This is a genomic window from Aliivibrio sifiae (assembly GCF_002954715.1).
GTDB lineage: Bacteria > Pseudomonadota > Gammaproteobacteria > Enterobacterales > Vibrionaceae > Aliivibrio > Aliivibrio sifiae.
On the sequence record NZ_MSCP01000001.1, the window covers coordinates 785,111 to 811,667 of the forward strand.

Annotated in this window: 23 protein-coding genes and 4 tRNA genes; 21 read left to right on the top strand and 6 right to left on the bottom strand. The window is 37.2% G+C overall.

Going from position 1 to position 26,557, the window contains the following annotated elements:
• Nucleotides 1-274: 274 nt before the first annotated feature.
• Nucleotides 275-922 carry a molecular chaperone TorD gene (gene torD / locus BTO23_RS03550; RefSeq protein ID WP_060991287.1) on the bottom strand — a complete coding sequence of 216 codons (648 nt, stop codon included), beginning with the start codon at nt 920-922 and terminating at the stop codon, nt 275-277.
• Between the two features lie 234 nt (nt 923-1,156).
• On the opposite strand from torD, the gene torR reads away from it, so the two are divergent.
• The 10 genes from torR to BTO23_RS03600 all read left to right on the top strand — a co-directional run bounded on the left by torR (nt 1,157) and on the right by BTO23_RS03600 (nt 8,645).
• Nucleotides 1,157-1,855 carry a two-component system response regulator TorR gene (torR, locus tag BTO23_RS03555; protein ID WP_060991286.1) on the top strand — a complete coding sequence of 233 codons (699 nt, stop codon included), beginning with the start codon at nt 1,157-1,159 and terminating at the stop codon, nt 1,853-1,855.
• Between the two features lie 191 nt (nt 1,856-2,046).
• Nucleotides 2,047-3,471 (top strand): hypothetical protein, encoded by a 1,425-nt coding sequence (locus BTO23_RS03560; RefSeq protein WP_245922073.1) that lies wholly within the window; start codon nt 2,047-2,049, stop codon nt 3,469-3,471.
• 116 nt (nt 3,472-3,587) lie between these two features.
• The gene (rluF, locus tag BTO23_RS03565) at nt 3,588-4,532 is read left to right on the top strand and encodes a 23S rRNA pseudouridine(2604) synthase RluF (protein WP_060991284.1); all 945 of its coding nucleotides are present in this window, start codon (nt 3,588-3,590) and stop codon (nt 4,530-4,532) included.
• Between the two features lie 128 nt (nt 4,533-4,660).
• Nucleotides 4,661-4,734, top strand: a tRNA-Cys gene (locus BTO23_RS03570).
• Between the two features lie 110 nt (nt 4,735-4,844).
• Nucleotides 4,845-4,931, top strand: a tRNA-Leu gene (locus BTO23_RS03575).
• Between the two features lie 48 nt (nt 4,932-4,979).
• A tRNA-Cys gene (locus BTO23_RS03580) sits at nt 4,980-5,053 on the top strand.
• Between the two features lie 117 nt (nt 5,054-5,170).
• Nucleotides 5,171-5,257: transfer RNA gene (locus tag BTO23_RS03585), tRNA-Leu, on the top strand.
• A gap of 291 nt (nt 5,258-5,548) precedes the next feature.
• Entirely contained in the window at nt 5,549-6,100 is a 552-nt protein-coding gene (locus BTO23_RS03590; RefSeq protein ID WP_060991283.1) for an ECF-type riboflavin transporter substrate-binding protein, read from the top strand.
• Between the two features lie 3 nt (nt 6,101-6,103).
• The gene (locus BTO23_RS03595; protein ID WP_060991282.1) at nt 6,104-7,813 is read left to right on the top strand and encodes an ABC transporter ATP-binding protein; all 1,710 of its coding nucleotides are present in this window, start codon (nt 6,104-6,106) and stop codon (nt 7,811-7,813) included.
• Nucleotides 7,803-8,645, top strand: a complete 843-nt coding sequence (locus BTO23_RS03600) for an energy-coupling factor transporter transmembrane component T family protein (RefSeq protein ID WP_061002759.1) — start codon at nt 7,803-7,805, stop codon at nt 8,643-8,645. The genes BTO23_RS03595 and BTO23_RS03600 overlap by 11 nt, the downstream gene beginning before the upstream one ends.
• 52 nt (nt 8,646-8,697) lie before the next feature.
• Here BTO23_RS03600 and BTO23_RS03605 read toward each other — a convergent pair whose 3' ends face one another.
• A complete protein-coding gene (locus tag BTO23_RS03605) occupies nt 8,698-9,051 on the bottom strand; it encodes a VC1380 family protein (protein ID WP_060991280.1) in 354 nt (117 codons plus the stop codon).
• Nucleotides 9,052-9,299: 248 nt separating this feature from the next.
• Here BTO23_RS03605 and BTO23_RS03610 point away from each other — a divergent pair, with 248 nt between their 5' ends.
• Together BTO23_RS03610 and BTO23_RS03615 are read left to right on the top strand one after the other, a co-directional pair.
• On the top strand, nt 9,300-10,544 hold the full coding sequence (locus tag BTO23_RS03610; protein ID WP_170066720.1) for a MipA/OmpV family protein: 1,245 nt from the start codon (nt 9,300-9,302) through the stop codon (nt 10,542-10,544).
• A gap of 351 nt (nt 10,545-10,895) precedes the next feature.
• On the top strand, nt 10,896-12,227 hold the full coding sequence (locus BTO23_RS03615) for a GGDEF domain-containing protein (protein WP_060991279.1): 1,332 nt from the start codon (nt 10,896-10,898) through the stop codon (nt 12,225-12,227).
• A 65-nt stretch (nt 12,228-12,292) separates the two neighbouring features.
• On the opposite strand, the gene BTO23_RS03620 is transcribed toward BTO23_RS03615, so the two are convergent.
• The 3 genes from BTO23_RS03620 to BTO23_RS03630 all read right to left on the bottom strand — a co-directional run bounded on the left by BTO23_RS03620 (nt 12,293) and on the right by BTO23_RS03630 (nt 15,134).
• Nucleotides 12,293-12,970, bottom strand: coding sequence for a SanA/YdcF family protein (locus BTO23_RS03620; RefSeq protein ID WP_060991278.1), 678 nt, complete (start codon nt 12,968-12,970; stop codon nt 12,293-12,295).
• 26 nt (nt 12,971-12,996) lie between these two features.
• Nucleotides 12,997-13,329, bottom strand: a complete 333-nt coding sequence (locus BTO23_RS03625) for a DUF3392 domain-containing protein (protein WP_060991277.1) — start codon at nt 13,327-13,329, stop codon at nt 12,997-12,999.
• Between the two features lie 116 nt (nt 13,330-13,445).
• On the bottom strand, nt 13,446-15,134 hold the full coding sequence (locus tag BTO23_RS03630) for an NAD-dependent malic enzyme (protein ID WP_060991276.1): 1,689 nt from the start codon (nt 15,132-15,134) through the stop codon (nt 13,446-13,448).
• 154 nt (nt 15,135-15,288) lie between these two features.
• On the opposite strand from BTO23_RS03630, the gene BTO23_RS03635 reads away from it, so the two are divergent.
• The 3 genes from BTO23_RS03635 to BTO23_RS03645 all read left to right on the top strand — a co-directional run bounded on the left by BTO23_RS03635 (nt 15,289) and on the right by BTO23_RS03645 (nt 19,296).
• Nucleotides 15,289-17,634: a helicase-related protein gene (locus tag BTO23_RS03635; RefSeq protein ID WP_105062956.1), complete on the top strand. Its 2,346-nt coding sequence runs from the start codon at nt 15,289-15,291 to the stop codon at nt 17,632-17,634.
• A gap of 79 nt (nt 17,635-17,713) precedes the next feature.
• Nucleotides 17,714-18,487, top strand: a complete 774-nt coding sequence (locus BTO23_RS03640; RefSeq protein ID WP_060991274.1) for a phospholipase A — start codon at nt 17,714-17,716, stop codon at nt 18,485-18,487.
• 164 nt (nt 18,488-18,651) lie between these two features.
• On the top strand, nt 18,652-19,296 hold the full coding sequence (locus BTO23_RS03645; protein WP_105062957.1) for a heme lyase: 645 nt from the start codon (nt 18,652-18,654) through the stop codon (nt 19,294-19,296).
• A gap of 131 nt (nt 19,297-19,427) precedes the next feature.
• Here the strand turns inward: BTO23_RS03645 and nrfA are convergent, their stop codons facing one another.
• Nucleotides 19,428-20,867, bottom strand: coding sequence for an ammonia-forming nitrite reductase cytochrome c552 subunit (gene nrfA / locus BTO23_RS03650; RefSeq protein ID WP_105062958.1), 1,440 nt, complete (start codon nt 20,865-20,867; stop codon nt 19,428-19,430).
• Between the two features lie 491 nt (nt 20,868-21,358).
• Between nrfA and nrfB the strand changes: the two genes are divergently transcribed.
• The 6 genes from nrfB (at nt 21,359) to nrfF (ending at nt 26,556) form a co-directional block, all read left to right on the top strand.
• On the top strand, nt 21,359-21,952 hold the full coding sequence (gene nrfB, locus BTO23_RS03655; RefSeq protein ID WP_105062959.1) for a cytochrome c nitrite reductase pentaheme subunit: 594 nt from the start codon (nt 21,359-21,361) through the stop codon (nt 21,950-21,952).
• Nucleotide 21,953: 1 nt separating this feature from the next.
• Entirely contained in the window at nt 21,954-22,640 is a 687-nt protein-coding gene (gene nrfC, locus BTO23_RS03660) for a cytochrome c nitrite reductase Fe-S protein (protein WP_061002749.1), read from the top strand.
• A gap of 1 nt (nt 22,641) precedes the next feature.
• Nucleotides 22,642-23,598, top strand: a complete 957-nt coding sequence (nrfD, locus tag BTO23_RS03665; protein WP_105062960.1) for a cytochrome c nitrite reductase subunit NrfD — start codon at nt 22,642-22,644, stop codon at nt 23,596-23,598.
• 92 nt (nt 23,599-23,690) lie between these two features.
• On the top strand, nt 23,691-25,577 hold the full coding sequence (locus BTO23_RS03670; RefSeq protein ID WP_105062961.1) for a heme lyase CcmF/NrfE family subunit: 1,887 nt from the start codon (nt 23,691-23,693) through the stop codon (nt 25,575-25,577).
• On the top strand, nt 25,574-26,098 hold the full coding sequence (locus tag BTO23_RS03675) for a DsbE family thiol:disulfide interchange protein (protein WP_105062962.1): 525 nt from the start codon (nt 25,574-25,576) through the stop codon (nt 26,096-26,098). Before BTO23_RS03670 ends, BTO23_RS03675 begins: the two co-directional genes overlap by 4 nt.
• A gap of 2 nt (nt 26,099-26,100) precedes the next feature.
• Complete coding sequence (gene nrfF / locus BTO23_RS03680) at nt 26,101-26,556, top strand: heme lyase NrfEFG subunit NrfF (RefSeq protein WP_105062963.1); 456 nt, start codon at nt 26,101-26,103, stop codon at nt 26,554-26,556.
• Nucleotide 26,557: the final 1 nt, after the last annotated feature.

A 26,557-nucleotide genomic window follows, 5' to 3' on the forward strand; every position in this document is an offset into this window, starting at 1 on the left:
TAAGAGCCTTAATAGGTAAATAAGGGGCTATTTATGTTCCAACAAAATTGAGTGTTACATTATGTGAGTATGATGGAAGATAAATAGGCCCTGGTTATAAATGAAAAAAACCGCCAAAAATGCGGTTTTCATTTAATGATCAAATTTTATCGTTTGCGTTCACATTTTATAGGTAAAGCATAGTGCAAACAATTAGTGATTTAATTAATTTTGTTAACGGTTTGATTTATATCACACGCCTGTAAGAATATTGTACCAATATATAAATGATAGATTACTCGCCTGTAAGGAAAGTAACGTCAAGTTGTAAAAAGGTTACAAGAAAAGCGGTTACAGCCGCATAGAAACCAAATTCATCTCTTTCTTTACAAATATGGCTGAATTTTGGAGTCCAAGATAATAACTGTGTATTAATAAAAGAAAGTTGGGCGCTCATATAAGCTTCAAAATCTTCTTCAGAAGTTTGCTGATTTGTCATTAGAATTAAATTACCAAGAAAATCTAATTCAATAGCAATATGATCAGCAGGTTCATTGAATTCAGATTTTTGAGCAATCTTGTACTTTTCTAGTAATTCACGCATATCTTGAGCTGGTTTTGCATTAAGAAGGCCTGATTTATCTAAATAGATTGATGCATACGGTAGAGCACTGTTTTTATCTGAACCTAAAAATGCCTGACAAAAATCGGCAGATAACTCAAGTTGAGCATCATCACGAGCTTGAAGTTGATTTAACTTTTCAATCAATTCATTTATCGATGTCGTTAACTCAGGTGTTTTTCCTAAATCAGATAAGAAAGTACGAACTTCAAAGCTATTATATTGCTCTAGCTGTTCTGTTGTTAATTCATTGGCTAATAAACTTGACAACCACCAGTAAATTTCAGCGCGTTGTTCGTTAAATGCAGTTAATTCGTTCATGTATCTTTGCTCCAAGAAATTTATTTAAGAATTGTACTGGATAAGTATGAAAAGGAATAGCACCTATCATTAACAGGGTGTATAAAGATATGTGTAAAGATTAAATCTCAATTTTTATTAATAATTGTTTTGAATCAATTAAAATACAGAAATATCAATTGAGAATTGGCATTATTACAGAATATGAATAGAATAAGATAAGAACTATCCAAATAACCATTAAAAGAGAATATTATGAGCTATCACATTTTAGTTGTTGAAGACGAAGTGGTAACTCGCTCTAAACTTGTAGGCTACTTTGAAGCCGAGGGATATCAAGTGAGCGAGGCTGAAACAGGGGCAGAAATGCGAACTATTTTGGCTGAACAAAAAGTTGATTTAATTATGCTTGATATAAACCTACCAGGAGAGGATGGTTTATTGTTGGCTCGCGAACTGCGCAGTCAATCTAACATTGGTATTATTCTCGTTACAGGACGAACAGATAGTATTGACCGCATTGTTGGTTTAGAAATGGGTGCAGATGATTATGTCACTAAACCTGTAGAATTACGTGAATTATTGGTTCGAGTTAAGAACTTGTTTTGGCGTATGTCTTTAGTTAATGAACCCATTGAATTGGATGAATCAAATGTGGTTCGCTTTGGTGAATGGACATTTGATATCCAGCGCCGTGCATTATCAAATAATGGCGAGCCAGTTAAATTAACTAAAGCTGAATATGAATTATTAGTGGCGTTATCTTCATACCCGAATACGGTTTTATCACGTGAGCGTATTTTGAATATGATCAGCCATCGTGTAGATGCACCTAATGATAGAACGATTGATGTCTTGATTAGAAGAATGCGTGCGAAGATGGAAATGGACCCTAAAAACCCACAAATCTTTGTTACAGTGCATGGTGAAGGCTATATGTTTGCTGGTGATTGATAGTCATTGATTATCGTCAAAAAATCTAAATTGAACCACTCATTATTGAGTGGTTTTTTTGTTTCTATAGTTGTCAATTTAAATGGTGACTCATTAATAAGAAATTGTGCTTTTAATTGTTTTTTATAATAAAATATAACGTAGGAGTGCTTTGCACTTGTCTATTCAAATAAAATTATTATAGGTTAGAAATGAAACAATTTTTTAAAATGGCAGTGGTTGCCTCTGCGTTAGTTGGTATCGCCGGTTGTCAAAGTACAGATAATGCTTCTGTAACTACGGCGGCAGAAACAAACTCTACAGCGCCTTCAGTATCAACTTTTGATGCACTTCAGAAGCAGTATTTACTAGATAAGATGACTTTTGATTCGGTAGAAAATTTCAACATTTATTCTGAAACGACCTATACTGCAATGATGGAAGATTGGGTTGAAGCAAAAGAGATCTTTGCTGAAATAGAAAAAGAACCCGGTTTAATTAATGAAGAATATTCAATGTTTTCGTCTGGAACGTATTCTGCTAAATACACGGAGTTAGTTTCTGCCGCCGATAATGAGTTAAATAAACTTAAGAATTATAAAGAAACAGCAGATGTTGTGTTATCTAACGCTATTGCACAAATGGCATACATGACTTCAATTGACGTTAATGTGTATTATCCACAAGAATTTTCAAGTTTACATTCACAATACAAAGCATTGTTTGTATCTGTCATTGAGGATGGTATTGCAGAAGCGCAAACTAATCAGGCTTCTTTCTTAACTAAAGCTAAAGTAACCGAAATTAAAGCCACACTAAAAATATACGTGACTCCATTAGAGAAGGAATTCTCAGGATTAACGAATAAAGGTTTTAAAGCGATCGCGCCAATTAGTTATGGTCAAACGAAAGCAGAATTAGATAAAACGAAAAAAGCGGTTCAAGCAAATAATCGCGATCAAGCATTAATTGTTGATGCTGTAGCTAAAACTCGATTCCAACTTGATCATCTTAAAAATATGGCTGCGGAAGTTAAATTATTGAAAGCTGTTAAAAATGGTCAATTTGAGCAATCTGTTTTAGAAGTAGAAAATAAATTATTATCTATTTCACAAGCGATTAATGGTGATGATTACCGTGACCAACCATTAAGATCACAAACATCTTCGATTTTAGATGCCGTTCAGCAAATGCATGACGTTAATAATACTGCTGATTTAGAAGCTAAGATTAAAGATTTGAACGTTCAAATTAAAACTTTAGAAGTGACAGTTGAAAATCAAACAGAAAATCATGCTGATGTTCAAAAGCAAGTGTTAGTGCTAACCCAACAGCTTGAAAGAAATGACAATTTGATTAATAACTTAAATGCAGTTATTGCGTCTTATAAAGAAAAAGAAGAGCTTGCGAAAACAGATACTTTAGCGGTAAAAGAAGCTCTAGTATTGAACAATTCTGTAGAAAAAGAAGAAACTGCAGCGATAGTTGAATCTTCAGAAGCGACTCAAGAAACGCCGGTTGTTGAGTCTGAACCTACTAATGTTGAAGTTGTGAAGACAGAAAATGTCGATATTTCAGCAAAAACAAATGCAGCAACATCGCCAACGGAAGTTAATGTAACAACAGACGTCAAATAGGCACGGTTAAATACCAGTAAGTATGAAGCACCTTAGACGTTGGTTTAAGGTGCTTTTTTATTGGATATTTATCCGTTTCTGATACACTGCGGCTGTTCACTTTTTAGAGGTACATCATGACATCACCAGAACCTAAATTAACTCGTTTAAATAAATTCATCAGTGATACGGGTTATTGCTCACGTAGAGAAGCAGACAAGCTTATTGATCAACAACGTATTACCATTAATGGCAAGGTTCCAGAGATGGGAACTAAAGTTGCAGAAGGTGATGAAGTTCTGGTTGATGGAAAACCATTAAAAGAGAAGCAAGAGCGCATTTATATTGCATTCAATAAGCCAGTAGGTATTACATGTACGACTGAGCGTCATGTTGAAGGTAATATCGTTGACTATATTAATCATAAGCAACGTATTTTTCCTATTGGACGATTAGATAAACCTTCTGATGGTTTAATCTTTTTGACCAGTGATGGTGATATTGTTAATAAAATCTTGCGCGCTGGTAATGCTCATGAAAAAGAATATGTAGTTCGAGTTGATAAACCAATTACGGATGATTTTTTAACAAAAATGGCTGCGGGTGTACCGATTTTAGATACCGTAACGCTGCCTTGTAAGATAGAGCAAGAATCTCGCTTTGTATTTAGAATTACGTTAACTCAAGGATTAAATCGCCAAATTCGTCGTATGTGTGAATATTTAGATTATGAAGTATTTAAATTAAAGCGCGTTCGAATTATGAATATTGATTTAGGTGAGTTGCAATCTGGAGAGTGGCGTTATTTAACTGATTCAGAAATGGATCAAATTAATAATATGATTGGTACATCGAGTAAAACAGAAGAAGCATCACGTAAAGTTCAAGAAATTGATGGAAAAGTAAGAGTGATTAAAAAAGCGAGCTCAGGCCGTAATCATCATTCAAATAATAGCTTTAATGAAAAACGCAGAGAAAAAGCAAAAGAAGAGCGTTTCGGTAAATCGACACCTAAGCGACGAAATGATCGTAAAGAGCAAGGCAAACCGCAATCAGAAATTAAAGTTTGGCGTCCTAAATAGATCGTTTTTTCAACATCTTAACTGATTTTTCTATCTATTGGTGATAAAGTCTACAAACGAAGTGTTAAATACAATTTTTTATTTGACACTTTTTTTAAATCAGTTACATTAAGCCCCGTAAGAGAGATGGCGCCTTGGCAGAGTGGCTATGCAGCGGATTGCAAATCCGTGAACCTCGGTTCGATTCCGGGAGGCGCCTCCATTTCCTTATTATAAATAGAATTAAAAATTACGGCCTAGGCGGTAATTACAGATGGTGTCAGCCTCTCTTTTAATAGAGAACATGGTTAGAAGCATCGCATTAAATTGCGTGCCCTGGTGGTGGAATTGGTAGACACAAGGGATTTAAAATCCCTCGGCGTTCGCGCTGTGCCGGTTCAAGTCCGGCCCGGGGCACCATCTATTTATTCAACGATTAACGTTGAATTGATAAAGGTAAATAAAATTGGCGCCTTGGCAGAGTGGCTATGCAGCGGATTGCAAATCCGTGAACCTCGGTTCGATTCCGGGAGGCGCCTCCATTTACATTTTAGTAAATGTATAAAGAATTAAAAGTTACGGCTTAGGCGGTAATTACAGATGGTGTCAGCCTCTCTTTCAATAGAGAACATGGTTAGAAGCATCGCATTAAATTGCGTGCCCTGGTGGTGGAATTGGTAGACACAAGGGATTTAAAATCCCTCGGCGTTCGCGCTGTGCCGGTTCAAGTCCGGCCCGGGGCACCATCTTTTAAGAAGGCTCATCAGAAATGATGAGCCTTTTTTTTATAAAAAATATTAATAGGTATTTGTTTAGATAGCATACAGCTTAGTTGCGTTGTTAAATTGACATAAATAGACTTATTTTTGACTCAATTTATGCTTTATTTTAATCAATGTTCTTAAAGTAATTATTTGAGCAACTACTTGATCAGATTAGAATTAGACGTCTAGATGTAAACATTTCCAAACCAACTAAGTTACTGTATAATGCGCGCCTTTCTTCTTATATATCATTTTTGCTTCAAGGCGAACATTATGAACCTTTCTGCTAAAACTGTTGTTGTTATTGCTATTGGTGCGGCTCTGTATGGCATCGGTGGCTTACCTATGTTTGGTATTCCTGTTTTTGCGAATACAACATTAAAACCAGCGATGGCTGTACTTGCGCTATTCTCTGTACTATACGGGCCAATTGTTGGATTCTTAGTTGGTTTTATTGGCCATTGGGTAACAGATTTATTTGCAGGATGGGGGGTTTGGTTAACGTGGGTTTTAGGCTCAGGTATTGTAGGTATGATCATCGGTTTATTCCCTATTATTACTAAAAACCGCATTGAAGCTGGATTTTTTGATAAGAAAGATTTCATTATATTTGTCGCATTAGCATTTGCTGGTAATGTTATTGGCTATGGTACTTCCGCTTTTTTAGATACCATTTTATACGCCGAACCTTTTAGTAAAGTATTCATGCAACTTTGTATTATTGCCGCTGGTAACACAGTGTTAATTGCTATTGTGGGTTACTTAATTCTGACCAATTTAGCAAAACGTAAGAAACAAAGTACCAACCTAACAGAGGCGCCATAATTAATGAGCGTAACCTTTTCAAACTTCTCTTTTCGATATGCGTCACAGGACAAACCGACGCTTAAAAATATCAATCTAAGGATAGAGCAAGGAGAAAAGATCTTAATCGTAGGCCCTAGCGGCAGCGGAAAATCGACATTAGGCCAGTGTTTAAATGGCCTTATTCCTCATACAGTAAAAGGTGATATAGAAGGCCAACTTTACATTAATGGTAAAGATATTTCAGACTGGAAAATTGAACAATACACTGAAAATGTAGGAACCGTTTTACAAGACACAGACAGCCAGTTTGTGGGATTAACGGTGGGTGAAGACATTGCTTTTGCGCTTGAAAACCAAATGGTATCAAAAGCCAAAATGTATCCCATTGTTCGTGACACGGCAAAACTAGTCGATTTAGGAAACCTATTAAATAAATCACCTTACGATCTTAGTGGTGGTCAAAAGCAGCGAGTTTCGTTAGGTGGCATCTTAGTTGATGATGTTGATTTACTTCTTTTTGATGAGCCGTTAGCGAGCTTAGATCCAAAAACAGGTAAAGCAACGATTGACATCATTGATAATCTGCATAAAAGCAGAGGAAAAACCATAGTAATCATAGAGCATCGTTTAGAAGATGTACTTTATCGCTCTGTTGACCGCATTATTTTAATGGATAATGGTGAAATTATTGCGGACATGAGTCCTGATGAATTAATTCAATCCTCATTGCTCACAAAGCATGGGATCCGCGAGCCCTTATACGTTTCTCTATTAAAAAAATGTCAATTAGATCTCGCTTTGATTCCTAATATTAGTCACCTAGCATCTATTCCTGTTGGGTCACTAAAGCAAGCTGTATGTACTTGGTTCCGTGATATAAAAGGGAGCCCTTCTCTTCATGATAATAATGATGTTCTATTAAGTGTTGATAAACTTACTTATTCTTATGACGGTGAAGTTAATGCATTAGAAGAGATCTCGTTTAATGTAAAAAAAGGCGAGTTTGTTTCTATTCTTGGCAAGAATGGTTCTGGTAAATCGACGATTACTAAATTGGTTATGGGTGTATTACAGCCAGATCAAGGAGCGCTCTTCTTAAATGGTCAAGATCTGACTGAACTTTCTATTTATGAGCGTTCACAGAAAGTAGGTGTGGTTTTACAAAATCCAAACCATATGATTTCACATCATATGATTTATGACGAAGTCGCGTTTGGTTTAGTAAATAGTGGTCTATCTGATAGCGATATCGAAAAGAAAGTACTTAATGCGCTTGAATTATGTGGCTTAAGCCGTTTTCGCCATTGGCCAATTGATGCATTAAGTTACGGGCAAAAAAAACGAGTAACGATCGCTTCTATTCTTGTTCTTGAGCCTGAATTATTAATTCTTGATGAGCCAACAGCTGGCCAAGATTATAAAAATTATACTTCAATGCTTAGTTTTATTAATCAGTTAAATCAAAAGCTTGGTTTGACCGTCATTATTATCTCTCATGATATGCATTTAGTTTTAGAGCATACGACTCGTGCTATTGTTATTGCAGACAGTAAATGTATTGCTGATCAAGATGTAACGGAAGTGTTTAGCCAGCCTGAATTACTTAATAAAGCAAATCTAACCGTAACTAGTTTGTATGAATTAGCTGAAAAGTTAGAAATAGAAAATATTACTGGTTTTATACAGCAATTTATTGCGACAGAGCATGAGAGTAAACAACATGTCCACTAATAAGCAAAGTTTTGGTATTAACTATGTGGATCTTGATACTTGGCTGCATCGTTTAAATGGCGTAACTAAGTTTCTGTTATTTATCACATGGATAACCGTAGTACTGACGACGTTTGATTTACGGATTATTATTCCATTAATATTGGTTGGCTTATATTTATTAAAAGAAACAAAAGTTCCTTTCTCTGCTTATAAACCACTGTTGATTGGTACTGCAACAGTATTAAGCATGAATGCGGTATTTATGTTTCTACTGGCCCCAAATCAAGGTAATGAGTTATTAGGATCAACAACTGTTTTAGTACCTATTTTGGGACATTATGTAGTTACTCAAGAAACATTATTCTACTTAATTACAGTAACGCTTAAATATTTTAGTATGTTTCCAATTGCGCTTGTGTTTGTGTTTACGACACACCCGACCGAATTTGCTGCAAGTTTGAATCGACTCGGTCTACCTTATAAAATTGCTTATGCAGTCAGTTTAACATTACGTTATTTACCTGAAGTAAAAAGTGACTTTATAAATATAATGCATGCGCAACAAGCTCGTGGTGTCGATTTATCGAAAAATGTCCCTGTATTAACTCGTATTAGTAATATAGCGAAAATCTTAGGGCCATTAATTTTCTCAAGTTTAGATAGAGCAGATGAGATATCCAATGCCATGGTATTGCGTGGTTTTGGGAGAGGAAAAAGCCGAACTTGGTTTAGCGAGAAAGCAATTACTAAAACAGACAAGGCAGTGATACTAGGTTTATTGATTATTGTAGTTTTAGCCATAACTAAGCGAGTTATGGAGACATCATTGTTTTGGTATCCATTTAACTAATATCATTAATAAGATAAGAATATATTAAAAAGTAGGCAGCTTAGCCTACTTTTTATCTTTCTGTTTGGCTGAAATGCTCAATGACATCTGAGCTGATGTTTTCATGACTAAAAATAAGCATTGATGTTAGTTTTTCGACGATTGCTTCTGGCTCTAATTCACTGAAAATAACATTATTTATAAGTGTTTTAATCAGTAATTCTTCATGTTCTAAGAAACCTCGAGCGTCAATCTCTACTGGTATATCACTAGGCATACGATCAAATTGTAAAAATGCCATATTATGATTAACACTAGAAGTTAATAGCTGTTCAGGAAACCATTCTTCACCAGTAACAACTTCTAACTCATTACCGTGGGTCGCTTGAATATCTTGTAAGCTTTTAATTAATTCAGATATTTTCACATTTATTCTCAAGATGTGGAGTACTATTTATGTATATCGACACTATACTTAAAATTTAAAGTTGATTGAATTTATATTTAGTTCAATTGCTTAGAGCGTTTATTTTTCCACCATTTATTTAATCCAGAGTAACTCTTTTGTATAAATACATTTTTAATTTGAAACACTTATTTTTTCTAACTGCTTCATTTTTTGTTGCTAACTTGGTTAATGCTGAGGAAACAGGTAATGATGAAGAAAAACAGAATATAATTAATACTTCTGCAGAGAAAGAAAAACAATGGGGTATTGCTGGTGTTGTTCGTACCGCAAGTATTCCTTATGCAACAGATACAGAAACAGTATCTACCTTCATTCCTATGATGTTTTTTGAAAATGATTATGTGTTTATCAATGGTATGGAAGGCGGTATTTTTTTATACCAAGAAAGTGATTGGCAATTTAGTGCATTAATGAGACTTCGTTATTTTGATTTACCTAAAGAGGCTCAAAATCAAGCGGGTGGTGATGTTGTCGACACAGGTTTTCAAGCTCGCTATCATATTAACGAAGAGTGGTTTTTTGATTCAGAGTTAATGGTTGATCCTGAGTTTCGTGCTTATATGAATTTTAGATTAGGCGCTGAAATTGAGTCTGGTGATTGGTGGTTTAATCCAAGTATTGAAACTCGATGGAAAGAAGCTGAGTTTAATAATTATTATTATGGTTTAAATGACGATACTAATGACAGATTAAGTGCTGGAGTTGATGTAAAAGCAGGTTTTATGTCTCGTTACCATGTGACGTCTAATCTATATCTTTTGGGAGGGAGTTACGTCTCTCGTTTAGATGATAGCGCCTATAGCAGTGAATATATCGATAATCGTTGGGAATTTGAATATTTCTTAGGGGTGGGATTTTTTACAGATAGCAGCACTTCTTCTCGCAAAGATATTAAAAATAAGCCGTATTTACGAATAGCGCATGGTTGGGCTACTCCTTCAAATATTGGTGATATCATTAATTTAGATTCAGAAAAAGATCCTTATAATAATCAAATGACCTCGGTGTTTTATGGATTACCTTTAACCGATGAGTTGTTTTCCTTACCGATAGATCTTTATTTGACACCTGGTTATGTACAGCATTGGAAATCAGACGTACAAGATTTAAGCTCTGAATTTGTTGTCGCAATTAAAGCCTATGCAACCATACCATGGCCAACAAAATGGCGATTTGGTGTTGCGGAAGGTTTATCTTATATTAACAATGTGTCGTATATAGAACAGTCAGAGATGGACAGAAAAGGTTATAAGGAAAGTAAGCTATTAAACTATCTTGATTTTTCTTTTGATGTCAATTTAGGTGATTTATTTAACCACCGAGATCTTGATGGAGTTTGGGTTGGTTATAGTATTCACCACCGTTCCGCTATTTTTGAAAATTCATCTCAATACGGAAGAATTAAAGGCGGCAGCAATTACAATAGTATCTATGTTCAATTTGATATTTAAGTTTTTCCGCTGAATAAAAAAAGGAGCTGTATTTTTTAATACAGCGCCTTTTTTATATTGATGAATTACAGTGAGGTTGAATTGTAATATGAGGTGTTAATAAATATTTACTGTCAAAAATAAAACGAAGTGACAAAGATTCGTCATTATAATCAATGATTTATATTTAGGTGATTATGTTATTAGTTATGAGTCACAGGTTGTTGATTTCTTGAAGTATGTCATAAAACAGACGGAATGTTTATGGTTTAAGCTGCTCTGTAAGGATATTACTTTGCGATGAAAATTAAGTGCGCTATTATTTTTTGGAATGAAGATCATATAAAACTAACACTTGTATAAAGGACTGCTATGCGAGTATTTCAAAAAATTACGATAGTCATGTTAATGTTTTCTATTAGTATACTGACTTGGTATCACTTTCGTGGGGATACTAAAACCATCACTATTAATCCGGATATTCATCAGTATTACGCGGCGGATGATAAAAAGGTTGGAGGGATAAGTGAGTCAGTGCTTGTTGATAAAAATGGTCGACCTAGCGTAGTTTGTAAGCTTAAAAAGGGAAATTACCCTTGGCCATATTGTGAAACTGCCGTTCATCTTTCAAATAGTATTTTTGAAGGGATTGATTTATCGGGTTATTCGAAATTAGTGTTAGATATTGATTATAAAAGCACTGACCCTAATGGGCGTTTGCGTGTTTATTTACGCAATAGTAATCCTGCTTATACAAAACGAAACGATGCAGCGTCATTAAAATTTAATGGTATTGAATATGAACCAGGTTTTAATGCGGGTCCAAAAGAAATTGACCTTTCTGATTTTCAAGTTTTAACATGGTGGATTGCTGATTATAAAGTCGCAGTAGAGCATGCCGCCCCCGAGTTTTCTAACGTATCAATTATTGAAATAGCGACCTCTTCAGGAGTGAATGAGGGGGATTTTGAGATGACGATAAATAGTATTGAATTGCATGGTGCCTGGATAAAAGAAACGACATTATTGAAAAGTATTTTATATGCATGGTTAGTAATGATCATGAGTTATGTTTTGTATGAACAAAGAAGGTTGGGTAAAAAACTTAAGGCAAGTACTTATCGTGAAGGGCGATTAAGAAAGCTGAATGATAATTTAAAAGAGAAAAATGTAGAGTTTGCCGAGCTTGCTCACCGTGATTCATTAACAGGGGCTCGTAATCGAAATGCAGTAAGAGATTGGTTAGAGCGAATGGCTCAACAAGTTCGTTGGGGCAAGCAAACTTTTTCTGTGATTTATATTGATATCGATTATTTTAAAAAAATTAATGACAACCTTGGTCATCAGACTGGAGATGATATCTTAAGAGAGTTTGTTCTTGTGGTTACAGGAGCGATTCAGCGAACGGACTTTTTAGTCCGATGGGGAGGAGAGGAGTTTGTCGTTTTTTGTCCAAAGCATAATGCAGAAGAGGCAACAGAAAAAGCAGAGCATATTCGGCGAACGGTAGAGCATCACTTATGGTGCCATAACGAACCACTGACTTGTAGTTTAGGCGTTACAGAAATGAAAGATGAGCGCATAACTGAAGTCATAGCTCGAGCTGATGATGCATTATATAAAGCAAAGAATGCAGGGCGAAATAAAGTGATCACGAGTGTTAATGTGACGGATGTTGATGCAAACTCGCGTTTTATAAATTAGTCGATAGTTATTTCTATCAAATTGTAATGAAGCCTTATTGTAAATAATACGATAAGGCTTTATTTTTATTCGATAGGAAGAGAACGATGATCTATCGGTTCTTTAGGACCTAAAAATTTAGCTTGAACATTGAAGATATAGAGATCAAGCATTGCTTTGGTTCTTGCAAGAACCTCTCTGAATCGAATTTTTCTGTTTGCCCATCCAGTGGGTGATGGAACCACTAAACAAACAGTATCCATATCGAAATGATTGGAGATAAAGACAGCACGTTCACAATGAAATTTTTGAGTCACAATCGTCAAACTATTAGCATCAAAAATTTCTTTTGCGCGTTGTACTGAATCTAATGTTCTAAATCCTGCATAATCCAATGTAATACTTTCTTCTGGGATGCCCGCCTTTAATAAATCTCTTTTCATCGTCCATGGCTCATTGTATGAGCGATGAGCATTGTCTCCACTTAATAAAAAGTGAGTCACTTTATTTTGCTTATAAAGCTCAATGGCAGCATCTATACGATATTGATAGTAAGGATTTAATGTACGGCGAATATATTTACTGGTGCCTAGAACTAACGCCGTTTCTTGAGCAGGAAGCGCTTCAATGTCCTGATACAACTGTGTCTGTGTTGAAAAAGACATATAAAAATCGGCAGCTAAAACCGAGGCGACAAGAGTAATACCTACGATCGCCGTGATTTTTAACCACTTCTTAATAATATCAAACACTGAGATTGTCATCATGTCTCAACTTAAATTACCTATACCTATACTTGTCGATTTTTCTGTGCCCATGCACCAATTATAATAAAGGTCGAAAATACAATAGCAAGCATAAAGGCTGGCTGAATAGAGCGCAAAGCAGAACTGAGAATAGGTGATGCTTTTACAATTAACAATCCATAACCAAAGGCATTAATACCAATGAAAGCCCCAGTGCGGATTAGGAAATGTTTACCTGATAAAAAGGCTCTAACTGCACGGTTAATATCACCACCAAGCATAACAAGTGCACAAGCAATCATAGCAATTGATATATCAGATAAATAAGGAGTTAAGTAGCTCCCCATCGAATTAAAAAAAGAAACAATGTGATTCATGTAAGCGGTCTTTTTATAAAATAATTATTGCTGACTATTCTATCTCTTATAGAACAAATAGTTAAAAAAAAACCAGAGAAAATGTCTCTGGTTTTGATTTTGGTGGAAACTTTTAATTAAAAAGCAGTACGTTTGTAGCGACGGTACACTGGTTTCCAGAAATATTGTTCAATTTTTTGGTGTAATGCTTCATCAGTGATTTCTAAAGCATAGCCTTGTTCAATCGCCTTTTTAGCAACCGCAAAAGCAATTTTCTTAGATACGGTATGAATTTCTTCTAGTGGTGGAAGAAGCGCACCTGAACCGTTAATCGCAAGTGGAGAGCACTCAGATAATGCACGGCTTGATTCTTGTAGCATTGCATCAGAAACACGAGTCGCTTTAATTGCCAATACACCTAAACCAATGCCTGGGAAGATGAAGCTGTTATTACATTGTGCAATTGGGTAGGTTTGGCCATTGTGTGTTACTGGATCAAATGGGCTACCTGTTGCCACTAATGCTTGGCCATCAGTCCAACGGATAATGTCATTTGGTGTTGCTTCTACACGACTTGTTGGATTTGATAATGGGAATACAATTGGACGTTCACAATGCTTGTGCATCTCTTGGATTACTTCTTTACTGAACAATCCAGGAGCACCAGATACACCAATCAATACCGTTGGCTTCGCATTACGCATTACATCAACAAGAGAGTAGTTTGGTTCTTCAGAAACCCATTCTTTTGTATTTTCAGCTTTTTGTACTAGACGTTGCTGGAAATCGAGTAAATTAGGCATACCTTCTTGCAGTAAGCCCCAACGGTCAACCATGTATACTTGAGAGCGAGCTTGAGCATCAGAGATACCTTCCGATACCATCTGAGCAATGATTGCTTCTGCAATACCGCACCCAGCAGAACCGGCACCAAGGAAAGTCACACGTTGTTGAGCTAGTGAACTGCCCGCCGCTTTACAGGCAGCAAGTAGAGAGCCAACAGTAACGGCAGCAGTACCTTGAATATCATCATTAAAGCAACAGATGCGGTTTTTATAACGCTCAAGTAAAGGCATTGCATTTTTTTGTGCAAAATCTTCAAATTGAACGAGAGCTTGAGGCCAGCGACGTTGTACCGCTTGAATGAAATCTTCAACGAAATCTTTATATTCGTCACCAGTAATACGAGGGTGACGCCAGCCCATGTACATAGGGTCTGCAAGGCGTTGTGGGTTATTAGTGCCTACATCAAGAACGATTGGTAAAGTATGAGCAGGACTAATGCCGCCACACGCAGTATAAAGTGCTAATTTACCAATTGGGATACCCATGCCGCCGATCCCCTGATCACCAAGACCAAGAATACGTTCGCCATCGGTAACAACGATAACTTTTACATTTTGGTTTGCGGCGTTATTTAGTAGGTCATCAATGCGGTTTTTATTTTCATATGAGATGAATAAACCACGGCCACGACGATAAATGTTTGAGAAGTTTTCACACGCTGCGCCAACGGTTGGTGTGTAAATAATTGGCATCATTTCGCTGATATGATTTTGTACTAAGCGATAAAACAAGGTCTCATTCGTGTCTTGAATATTGCGAAGGTAAATATGCTTATCCATATCATTTTCAAAACTTTGATATTGCTTATAAGCACGACCAGTTTGTTCTTCAATACTTTCGATTGCTTCAGGAAGTAAGCCTTCTAAGTTAAAATATTTACGCTCAGTCGTGCTGAATGCGCTGCCTTTATTTAGCAGAGGAGTACTTAGAAGTGCTGGGCCAGCATAAGGGATATATAGGGGACGTTTGTTGTTATTCATTGTTATGCTTCTTCAAATCAAGAATGAACCACAGATCCTATGCCTACTTAACGCAAATATCAAAGTGTGAATGAAAATAAAGTGCGAATACAGTCATGTTTTTATCAATCAAATCCGCTAGAGTAGTGAAATATTCTATTATTCTTCGGTTTATATGACTTTGTTACCAATTTGTGCCATTCGTTCTGAGTTTTCTGCTTCTATTTCACAGAAGAATTTAGTTATTCAATCTGAAACTGGGTCTGGAAAATCAACACATTTACCATTATGGGCTGCAGAAAAAGGGCGAGTGTTGGTTATTGAACCAAGAAGAATTGCCTGTATTGCTCTGGCTGAGTATCTTGCGCTGAAAAGTGGAACTGATTTAGGGACCGAAATTGGCTATGCCATTAAATTAGATAGTCAATATACCGAAAGCTGTAAGGTGGTATTTGTTACTCCTGGTATCGCGTTAAAGTGGTTCATGGAAGATAAGTTAGCTACATTTCAATTTATAATGATAGATGAGTTCCATGAACGTCGTTGGGATACAGACATATTATTAGCGTTATTGAATAAACATAAAGCGCATCGTTTGATCCTAACTTCCGCTACGATAGAAAGTGGACCGCTAGCCAAATATGCTAATGCCGATGTACTTGTTGCTGAAGGGCGTCAATTCACGGTAGCAGTGTCGAACATCGCAGCTCATTCACAACAAATGCCAACAGATAAAGATCTTGAACAACGAATTATAGATACGTTGCAACAAACTATTCAGCAAGGTGAAGTCGGTGATATTTTAGTCTTTTTACCAGGTAAAAAAGAAATTACTCAATGTGCTCAAATTACTACGATCAAATTGCCTAATGTTAAGGTTATACCTTTATTTGCGGGGGTTTCTGATACTCACCGTAATCAAGCGTTGACGCCATCTTCTCAACAACGTGTTATTTTTGCTACGAATGTGGCGGAAACGTCATTAACTATCCCTAATATTACTTTAGTCATTGATTCAGGCTTAGAACGAAGAACGCATCAAAGAAATGGACGAACAACTCTTTCACTGCAAGCAATTTCAAAAGCAAGCAGAGAGCAGCGTTCAGGACGAGCAGGACGCACTCAGGCAGGACGAGCCATTCGATTATTTGGCGAACATGCCCCGTTAGACTCGATGACACCACCAGAATTACAAAGGGAAGAGTTGGTGGAAGCGGTACTTGCTGCGGCAAGCTGTGGTGCTAAATTACGAGATATGCCACTTCTTGAATCGCTACCTGAAAAATCACTCTCTGCTGCAGAAGAAAAATTAAAGCTAATGGGGGCAATCGATTCTGAACTCTTCATTACTGACTATGGTTTACGTTTATTTCCTTTGCCTATTGATACTCTTTTTTCACACATGATTTCAGTGGTAGAAGGTAAAGCAGAAAAAGAAACCGTGGTTGATGTAGTAGCGGGATTGTCTGTATCAAATAAACTGTTTTCATTGTCGAATTCAGAGATGGCGCTAGATGAATTTTTACGCTGGAACCCAAAGTCGTGTGATGTAGTAACGCTAGTTTCCATTATTCGTGGGCATGAGTGCTATGGGTTAACGATTGATGATGAGTTGCGTAAAGAAGCACAAGCTCTCGCGATACAAATTAGATCAGAACTATCATTACCTGACTTAGAGGTGAGTAGTCGATTAAAAAGGGATGAAGTGTTACAACAACTGGTTAAAAAATTACCAGAACTAGTTTATATTCGAAGAGAAAAACGAAGAGAAGCATTTGGTAATGGTAAACAAGAAGTTGTATTAGGCCGACATAGTCATTTTTTGCCTATTTATGAGGCTGCTGTTGTGTTTAACCAATTTTCTCTTCCCGGAAGAGGCAATAAGCAGACGTTAACGATAGGTACAGCCTTAGCACCAATAGAATTACTTTGGATTATTGATTCTGGACTCGCTGACTGTCGTATTGGCGAATGCATTAATGATGATCAAGATCTGAAAATCGCTCATGAATATTATTATGCAAATAGACTGTTAATGATTAAATATGTAGAGCTCACAGAGGTAGATGCGATTCCAGCAATCGTATCTCAAGTCATGGAAGGGAGCATATTACCGTCATTTAAAGAGAAAAGAATGACTGAAATTGCCGCTTGGCAACTCTATTGTCAACTTAATGGCAATAAAATGAGTTCAGTAGTGACGTTTGAATCTTGGTTTGCAGCACAGTTAGAAGAGCTTGGTATTACTTCTTTAGAAGATATGATGTTATTTGATGAAACCGATTTCATATTTGATGGGATCCCTGAGTGGGAAATATCTGACTTTATAAAAACCTATCCTCAGCATATTGTTTTGCCAGATATCACCTTATCTGTCGACTATTTCCCTCAAAGTAAGCGTATTTTGCTAAATTATGTAAAAGGTCAACGAAAAGGGGATGTTAAAAGGTGGGAGCTTCCAACTTGGTCTGGTTGGCGCATTCAATATAAAAAAGCCAGTCGTAACATTGATGTTAAATAATTCAATAAGATAAATTAGAATCTCGGTATGTATTTTGCTTATCAATATGAAAAGGCAAGTTACTGACAAAAGGTAAATTATGAACAAATGGATGCTATTGATTGCATTGGCTCTACCCTTCATGACATCAGCAAAAACATTGAATCGTATTTCTTCTTATGAGGACAGTTATTTATTAGGAAGCTACACCGATAGCATTAATAAGGATGAATACATTAATGGTGGCTTTGAGGATGCTGATGGGCTTCAGAATGTGGAAGTAAAGTTTCAATTCTCATTAGCGGTACCGATTATACCTATCAATAACACGACAGCATTGATGTTCTCTTATACGCAAAAATCATTGTGGCAATTAGGCAACAGTGATATTTCATCGCCTTTTAGAGAAACCAACTATAAGCCACAATTCTTTTTGATGCATCAATCTAATATGTTGTTATTTAACAATGCAGAAATTGGTTATATGCATGAATCAAATGGTCAAACATCAAGTCTATCTCGCAGTTGGGATCGCATATATGGTGCATTGGAGCGTATTGATGGCCCAATTCAATATGGGTTTAGAACTTGGTATGTGTTTGCTGATGAAGAAAATAATGAAGATATTCTTGATTACCTCGGTCATTACGACGTATGGGTGAAAGCAGGTAATGATATTGGTGAGTTTAATACTCGTTTTCATTATAACTTTGAGACAGACAAAGGTGGAGTAGAAGCCGGTTACACCCTTTATTTAAATAAATTTGTCGGTTTGTATGTTCAAGCGTGGAAAGGTTATGGCGAAACGTTAATTGATTATAATTACGATCAAACTCGTATTGGTTTAGGCATGAAGTTAATTCCACCAAACTAATCGCTAATGATATCCCTATCACATAATAAAAAGCTTCTATTAATGAAGCTTTTTTGTTTTTTAATCCCTCATATTTTAAGGATTATTTGGACTATGATGATGATCATTGCTATCAGTTTTAAATTGAATTACGATCGCGCCAGTTTTTTATTTGGGTACACAATATGATAATAATGATGTTGCTGAGTTTTATTCTTATTGGAGCGGTACTGTGGTGGTTCTACAGTCGCAGTAATGCTGCATCCCTAAACCCAGTTTGGATGATATTTATTGTTGTTATCAGCATGATTGTTATTTTCTCTTCGGGTTTACGTCCTGAAAAATTTGCTGTGAATAATAAAGCCATTACTGAGCCATTAGGTCCTCTCTCTTATGAAGACAAGATGCGTCATTTAGAAGACCAGTTAAAAGAGTCTCCGAACAATGCAGATCTTTGGTTTAAAATTGGTCAAGGTTATTTGCTTAATGGTGAGCTAAAACCAGCTAATATTTGTTTTGGTTATGCTATCCGTTTAACTGAAGAACCAACAGCTAATCAATATGCAGCAAAGGCAACCGCTCAATACTATTTACATTCTCAATTGTTTGATGAAGACGTAAAAGAGTTAGTAGAGAAAGCCTTAGCATTAGATGAATACAACCAAGCCGCGTTAACCTTAATTGCTTCTGACCATTTTGTGAGTTTCCGTTATCAAAAAGCGATTAATGCATGGCAGAAAATTTTAGATTCAGAGCGTGTTGATGTAGATAGAGTGACGATTATTAATTCAATTAACCAAGCAAAGAAATTAATGAATGCTCGTCGCTAGTTAAAGAGTTAAAGAGTTAAAGAGTTAAAGAGTTAAAGAGTTAAAGATATGAAAAAGCCGACACTTCATTTATTGAAATGTCGGCTTTTTTGTTAGTGTCTACCAATCAGTTAATCACATTCGTTAATTGATTATTTTATTGGTTCGTAATCTTTAGATTCACGTTCTTTGGCTTCGTTTTCCCATTTTGGAACCACTGTTTCTAAGAAGTGTTTTTTCTCAGCACTCATGCCTTCCATATCCATACCTAAGGCTTTTTGTGCTGCTGCTTTAGTCGAGATATCTGGAATTGCGATAGGGTCAGTAATGCCTTTTTTCGCTAACAGACGAACCAGTTTAGTACGAGCATCCGCAGCTTTATCAACAGCAGTACCTAATACTTCTAGTGCAATCTCAGGAGCATGCATATGAATACCATGCGAAGCTATCGCGTAATCCCAACGCCATTGAGCATGACGGATATCTAACAAGATTGGTTCCATCTCTGCTTTGGTTGCGCCTGCATCCCATGCTGCACCCGCTTCAAAATGGGCAGCTACGATTTGACGTTCAGCGGTTAGCTTCATTTTTATTACTTGTGCTTTACGACTCGCAACAACGCCTTGTAACATCTCTTTTGATTGCGTATGACAATTAGCACACGTATCTTCAAAGCGATCAAATGGGTTACCCACTTTGTGGTCTGTATAAACAGTGCCATCTTCATTTGTTACTTTTGGCATATGACAATCAACACAAGTGACCTTGTTTTTACCATGGATGCCTTCACGCCATGTTTCGTAGCCTGGGTGTTGTGCTTTTAGCATTGGAGCTTTAGATACTTTATGGGTCCAATCGCTAAAACCAATTTCGTCATAGTACTCTTCCATTTCATCAACCGTAGTCCCTTTATCCCAAGGGAACTTAACGGCTTTAGTTTTACCCGTGAAGTAGTATTCAACGTGACATTGACCACAAACGGACGCTTGTTGATCTAAACGAGATTGGTCACCAAAAGGTTTTCCAATTGCGTCCATTGCACGTTCTACGTGCGGTTTAGTGATTGCCAGGGCTGGTTCGCCGTTTTTAAAGCCTTCACTACGGGTGTCGTGACAATCGGCACAACCAATCGGGTTTTGAATTTCGCTACCCAGACGTGCCCATTTACCAGAGAAGTAACCGTCTTCGCCTTGCTCTTCAATTACACGACCAACATCAGGGCTTTTACAGCTCCAACAAGCCATTGGCATAGGGCCTGAATTTGCATCAGTAGGGCCAGCAGTTCGAAGGGTTTGTCTTACGTCATCTATTGCATAAAAATGTCCACGAGCTTTATTATAGTCTTTGGCAAAACCATAACCTGCCCACATGATGACCATGTTTGGGTCTTCAGCCAGCGCATCTTCAATTTGCACACTGTCAGAGGTTGAACGCCAAGATTGATATTGCTCAGCATGTTCTTTTGCATATGCTTCATTACGAGGGTCAACTCGCTCAGTTTTTTCAGAGGCAGCAAAGCTGTGGCTACTTAGTAATAACGTAGTCACCATGGCAATTGCAGCGGCTGAACGACGGGTCCATTGCTTTTTCACAGTAGATATCTCCAATATTCTTGTTATGAATTAGCCAAGCGTTGTGAAAGCGACTATCAATCAGAATTGGAAACATAATGAGTATATCGTAGATAAGGGGCGGTCATTTTTTCATCGGGATTTGTATTGATTTACATCAAGTTACATAAGTGATCTATATCACCAATTAATACTTATACCCCAAAAGTATTAATTCAAATGCATTTTATTAAGAATGCTTCTTATTTGTGTTATATAACAGTGAGATAAGTCTATTTGCGCCATATCACAAAAGTGGTAGATAGATGTATTTTATAAGACACACTTTGTATTATTTCGATACATTTATATATAAACTGTCTCTGTTAAGCGTTGTGGCTAACTATCCAATGAGAATTGATTTCAATGAAGAGCTTGTTTCTTCATCAATACAATAACTCATCCATTTTATTTTATGCGTCCGATCTTTGATTGATTTGACTGATATAAAGTAGGAAAGGGAAGGATATAACATGGGCAAAGTTAATTTAGCCATAGCCACAATGTTGAAGCTACTCTTCGCATTTTGTCTCTATGGTTTGTCTCTCAATGTTGCAGCAGATGAATCGCCCCAAATAGAGGCTAACTCATCAAATCGACATGAAGTGACGTTAATTCGTGACCGAGACTACGCATGTACTCAATGTCATAAAGATGAAAAAGAAACACTTAAAGGTTCACACGGTGAAGATGCATTTGCCATTCTTAAGCGTGATGTGAATTGTGTAGAGTGTCATAAATCAATAGGGCCTGATCATCGAGAAGGCGCTCCTCAAGTAACGAAATATTCTGCAGCACAATCAAAGCAAGGCACGGAAAAAGTGACCCTCTCGTTTGATGAAATTTTACAAGCTAATAGCCAATGTACTGATTGTCATACCTCAGAAAGATTACGTGATGATAGCTGGACGCATGACGTTCACGCCAAAAACTTAACCTGCTCATCTTGTCATATTGTGCATGGAGAAAAAGAAGCGGTACTTTCTTTTGACCATTCATCAAAGATAAAGATGTGTGTTGATTGCCACGCTGATTTTAATCAGAAAAAAAATAAGCTAGGAGAATAGTATGAGTTGTTCTAGACGAAATTTTTTAGCTGGTTCAGGTGCTGTGATCTTTACTACTGGAGTGGCGACTACCTCATTAATGAGCAGTAAAAAAACGCTGGCTTATTCGATGGAAGACGGCGCGAAACGCTATGGCATGGTGCATGATGAGACGGCCTGTATTGGTTGTACGGCCTGTACAGAAGCGTGTCGAGAAGTAAACAGTGTGCCAGAAGGCGTTTCTCGATTAGAGATCATTCGTAGTGAACCTCGTGGTGAGTTTCCTGATGTTGATTACCGCTTTACTCGTAAATCATGCCAGCATTGTGAGAATGCACCGTGTGTCATGGTGTGTCCGACAGGTGCTGCTTATAAAGATGAAGCAACCGGTATTGTTGATGTTCATAATGAGAAATGCGTAGGCTGTGGTTATTGTTTAGCAGCGTGTCCTTATCAAGTACGTTTCTTTAATCCTGTTACCAAATCAGCAGATAAATGTGATTTTTGTCGTGAGACGAATTTAGCTCAAGGCAAACAACCTGCGTGTGTTGAATCGTGTCCAACAAAAGCACTGATCTTTGGTGACTTGAACGATAAAAATAGTGAGATTAATGCGGTATTAAGCAATAGCGTATTCTATCGAGACAAAGTGGACCTAGGCACTAAGCCTAAGTTATTTAAGATCCCAAACCAAAAAGGGGAGATTTAAGATGAGTGCATGGGAAGCTGCGTTTAATTTTGACTCCTTAGTTTGGGATTGGATCATAGCGATCTATCTTTTCTTAGCAGGCATGTCTGCGGGTGCCGTTATGATTTCAATTTATTTGAAGCGTAAAGTCATCGAAGGAGATCCTGCTCATAATGGCATCATTAAAGCCATGGCAATTCTGGCTCCATTTGGCATTATTGTTGGTTTGTTAATTCTAGTATTCCATCTAACTAAACCGTTAGCGTTCTGGAAAATCATGATTTACTTCAACCCAACATCGGTAATGTCGATGGGGGTTATCTTGTTCCAAGTGTATATGGTTGTTTTGTTTGCTTGGATAGGGATAATTTTTAGAAAAGAAATCATGGGGTTCTTAAAAGGGAAGTTTGGTTTTATCGATACGATCTTGTTGAAGATAGAACAGTTTGAGAATGCATTAGAAATCGTGTTAGCGGTGTTAGCGATTATGCTTGCTGCTTATACTGGTTTCTTGTTATCTGCATTACAAACTTACCCAATGTTAAATAACCCAGTACTGCCGATTTTATTCTTGTTCTCAAGTTTATCTTCAGGTGCTGCGGCGTGTTTATTATTTGGTATTTTAGGTTTTGGGGAATCGAGCACAAGCACTTCAGTAAAGTGGATTCATAATTTCGAACGACCAGTTGTGCTGTTCGAGTTATTTGTTTTAGTGACGTTCTTTACTGGATTAATCTTCAGCGGAGGCCAAGGGGAAGTTGCCGCTTGGGCTGCGATTGGTGGTGGATTTTGGGGCACTTGGTTCTGGGTTGGCGTTATTGGTTTGGGTATGATTGCGCCATTGGCCCTTAACGCTTTCGCACCAAAAGAAATGACACATGGCAAAGGCTTTATCTTTGTTGTTACGTCACTAAGTTTACTTGGTGTATTAATGCTGCGAACATTTGTTCTCTATGCAGGGCAAATGACCGTCGTATAATGTAGTATCGTCATGTTTATCTTAAGTTACTTATTTAAGTCACACTAGGATAAGCATGACGTTTTTATTTTTTGAGGGATCAGTGGAGTCGTATGATTGCTGAAATAGGTCAATTTTGGTTAATAGCAACGATGGTGTTATCTTTTGTTGCTTCCATATCTGCTATATATGGAATATCACGTTCTCAGAATTCTTGGGCTACGTTAATTTTTCCTCTCTCGATTCTTAGTACTTTATTCTGTTTTCTTTCTGCGTCTGCATTGGGATATGGCTTCTATATTGATGATTTTTCTATTCGATATATTGCTGAACACTCTAACTCTGCATTACCTGTATTTTTTAAAATTGCCGCTATTTGGGGTGGTCATGAAGGGTCATTATTGTTTTGGGTATTAACTTTAGCACTATGGGCAGGATTAATTACGCTAAAGAGAAAAACAATACAAACAGAGTACGTTATTCGAGTTTTATTAGTGCTTAATGCATTAATTGCTATTTTTTCAGCCTTTACTTTATTTGCTTCAAATCCTTTCATTATTTACGTTAACACACCATTAGAAGGTCGAGATTTGAATCCAATGTTGCAAGATATTGGATTGATATTTCATCCACCATTATTGTATTTAGGTTATGTCGGTTTTGCCGCTACGTTTTCTTTTGCGCTTGCCGCATTAATGATGAAAGACGTTCCGCAATATTGGGTAAAACACGCAAGACATTGGACACTACTAGCGTGGTCATTATTAACCGCAGGGATCAGTTTAGGCTCGTGGTGGGCATATTATGAACTTGGTTGGGGCGGCTGGTGGTTTTGGGATCCGGTTGAAAATGCGTCGTTACTGCCTTGGTTAACTGCTACGGGATTGTTGCATACTTTAATTGCGAGCGATAAGAAAAACCAACTAGTAAAAACGTCTATGATCCTATCGTTAGTGACGTTTTGTTTAAGTATTTTAGGGACGTTTGTTGTTCGCTCTGGAGTACTGACTTCTGTTCATGCATTCGCGGTGGATCCAACGCGTGGGATTATTCTTCTTCTGATCTTGTTTGTGGTTATGTTGGTTTCTTTGTCTCTGTATACGTTAAAAAGTAGGCAGTTAAATAGCCAACCTATTCGTCATTTTATCAGCCGTGATTTTCTATTTTTATTGCTCGCGGGCTTATTTTCAATCGCAACAATTACAGTATTACTTGGCACATTCTATCCTATGATTTTCCAAATTTTCGGATTAGGAAATATCTCTGTTGGAGCGCCCTATTTCAATCTGTTATTTGTGCCAATGGCGATCGTTGCTTTGTTCATGATGGCCGTGTCGGTCTTTGTTCATTGGGAAGGAAAGACGACAAATGCAAATACCAAGACGATCGTTATTTCAAGCTTAGTTTCTATTGTGCTAGGACTCGGAATATATCGTGTTCAATATGAAAATATAGCAGTAATCCCTAGCTTGGTTTGGGTGTTGGCTTTCGCGGTAATAATAGGTTCGGTCTGGTCACTGCAACAGTCTAAAGGCAAAGCGATAGGAATGGTTATCGCTCATATCGGTATTGCGATAGTGATGATTGGTGCGGCGATGAACAGTGAGCACTCTTTTGAAAGCAGTGCAAAAATGGAACCGGGTATTATAGCTAAACTCGCCGATTATGAGAGCACTTATAAAGAAACCGAACTACTGGTAGGTTCAAATTACACCGCAGAACAAGCAAATTTATTGATCAGTGAAAATGGTAAAGAAATAGCCATGGTTCAGCCGCAGCGTCGTCATTATCAAGTTCGTGTAATGAACATGAGTGAACCTGCAATGCATTGGTTTTGGCATGGTGATATATACGTGACGTTAGGCGAAAAATTAAAAGACGGCAGTTTCGCATTACGTTTACAATATAAGGCATACGTTCGATGGATTTGGTTTGGTTCTATTTTGATGGCGCTAGGCGGGGTATTGGCAATGATAAAGCGAAAGAGTAGTAAGAAATGAAGCCAGCAGTAAAAGTAGGATTAGCCATTGGAATATGCGCGATAATCTTTAGTGTGTTATTTACAGGATTAGAAACCAAAGAATCGAGTACATCAACTGCGATGGTGGGAGAGATCGTGCCTACGTTTGAATTACCAGAAGTCATGGATACGTCTATATTATTAGATGAATCGTTATTTCAGCAACAGCCACTAACTTTGCTAAATGTTTGGGCTGCGTGGTGTGGGATTTGCAAAACAGAACATCAGTTTTTGCATCAGTTAAAAGAGCAGGGCATAACCATTATTGGTTTAGATTATCGAGATGATCGCATTGCGGCTAAACAAGTGCTAGAGCAGACTGGTTCGCCATATCAAGCGGTGATTTTTGATCCAAGAGGATCGCTCGCAATGGATTTAGGTGTTTTTGGTACGCCGACCACTTTCTTAATTGATCAGAAAGGAGTGATATTGCATCGCTTTACTGGCGCTTTAGATGAGAAAAAGTGGCAACGTGAATTTGCTGACTTTTTTGAGGAGTAATAATGAAGCGTTTTTTTAATCTATTGGTGCCATTATTCTGTTTATGCTCCGTATTTTCCGTTAATGCATCATTGGATAGCAGTAATCGTTTATTTGTTGCCGCTGACAAAGCGACGATAGAAAGCGTAGAACTGTTTAAGTTTGATTCTTCAGAGCAACAGCAGCAAGCGATAGCCTTGGCAAAAAGCTTACGTTGTCCACAATGTCAAAATCAAAATTTAATTGAGTCAAATTCACCGATAGCGAAAGATCTTCGCTTAGAAGTGTATCAGCAAATCAAAGCGGGAAAGACAGATGAAGAGGTCGTGAGTTTCATGACGCATCGTTTTGGCGATTTTGTTTTATATGAACCGCCATTAAATGCGAAAACCATCGTGCTTTGGCTGTTGCCTCTGCTGTTACTCGTTGGCTTTGGCATTATGGCGGTTAAATCAGTGAAGAAGAATCGTAAAGAGTAAG

Excerpts from the sequence above, each read along its gene's own strand:
- BTO23_RS03600 (WP_061002759.1), top strand. The coding sequence starts at position 7,803 with ATGTCCACTAATAAGCAAAGTTTTGGTATTAACTATGTGGATCTTGAT.
- nrfC (WP_061002749.1), top strand. The coding sequence starts at position 21,954 with ATGAGTTGTTCTAGACGAAATTTTTTAGCTGGTTCAGGTGCTGTGATC.
- BTO23_RS03635 (WP_105062956.1), top strand. The coding sequence starts at position 15,289 with ATGACTTTGTTACCAATTTGTGCCATTCGTTCTGAGTTTTCTGCTTCT.
- rluF (WP_060991284.1), top strand. The coding sequence starts at position 3,588 with ATGACATCACCAGAACCTAAATTAACTCGTTTAAATAAATTCATCAGT.
- BTO23_RS03630 (WP_060991276.1), bottom strand. The coding sequence starts at position 15,134 with ATGAATAACAACAAACGTCCCCTATATATCCCTTATGCTGGCCCAGCA.
- nrfF (WP_105062963.1), top strand. The coding sequence starts at position 26,101 with ATGAAGCGTTTTTTTAATCTATTGGTGCCATTATTCTGTTTATGCTCC.
- BTO23_RS03675 (WP_105062962.1), top strand. The coding sequence starts at position 25,574 with ATGAAGCCAGCAGTAAAAGTAGGATTAGCCATTGGAATATGCGCGATA.
- BTO23_RS03615 (WP_060991279.1), top strand. The coding sequence starts at position 10,896 with ATGCGAGTATTTCAAAAAATTACGATAGTCATGTTAATGTTTTCTATT.
- BTO23_RS03625 (WP_060991277.1), bottom strand. The coding sequence starts at position 13,329 with ATGAATCACATTGTTTCTTTTTTTAATTCGATGGGGAGCTACTTAACT.
- torR (WP_060991286.1), top strand. The coding sequence starts at position 1,157 with ATGAGCTATCACATTTTAGTTGTTGAAGACGAAGTGGTAACTCGCTCT.
- BTO23_RS03590 (WP_060991283.1), top strand. The coding sequence starts at position 5,549 with ATGAACCTTTCTGCTAAAACTGTTGTTGTTATTGCTATTGGTGCGGCT.
- BTO23_RS03620 (WP_060991278.1), bottom strand. The coding sequence starts at position 12,970 with ATGACAATCTCAGTGTTTGATATTATTAAGAAGTGGTTAAAAATCACG.
- BTO23_RS03645 (WP_105062957.1), top strand. The coding sequence starts at position 18,652 with ATGATAATAATGATGTTGCTGAGTTTTATTCTTATTGGAGCGGTACTG.
- BTO23_RS03560 (WP_245922073.1), top strand. The coding sequence starts at position 2,047 with ATGAAACAATTTTTTAAAATGGCAGTGGTTGCCTCTGCGTTAGTTGGT.
- torD (WP_060991287.1), bottom strand. The coding sequence starts at position 922 with ATGAACGAATTAACTGCATTTAACGAACAACGCGCTGAAATTTACTGG.
- BTO23_RS03670 (WP_105062961.1), top strand. The coding sequence starts at position 23,691 with ATGATTGCTGAAATAGGTCAATTTTGGTTAATAGCAACGATGGTGTTA.
- nrfD (WP_105062960.1), top strand. The coding sequence starts at position 22,642 with ATGAGTGCATGGGAAGCTGCGTTTAATTTTGACTCCTTAGTTTGGGAT.
- BTO23_RS03595 (WP_060991282.1), top strand. The coding sequence starts at position 6,104 with ATGAGCGTAACCTTTTCAAACTTCTCTTTTCGATATGCGTCACAGGAC.
- BTO23_RS03640 (WP_060991274.1), top strand. The coding sequence starts at position 17,714 with ATGAACAAATGGATGCTATTGATTGCATTGGCTCTACCCTTCATGACA.
- nrfB (WP_105062959.1), top strand. The coding sequence starts at position 21,359 with ATGGGCAAAGTTAATTTAGCCATAGCCACAATGTTGAAGCTACTCTTC.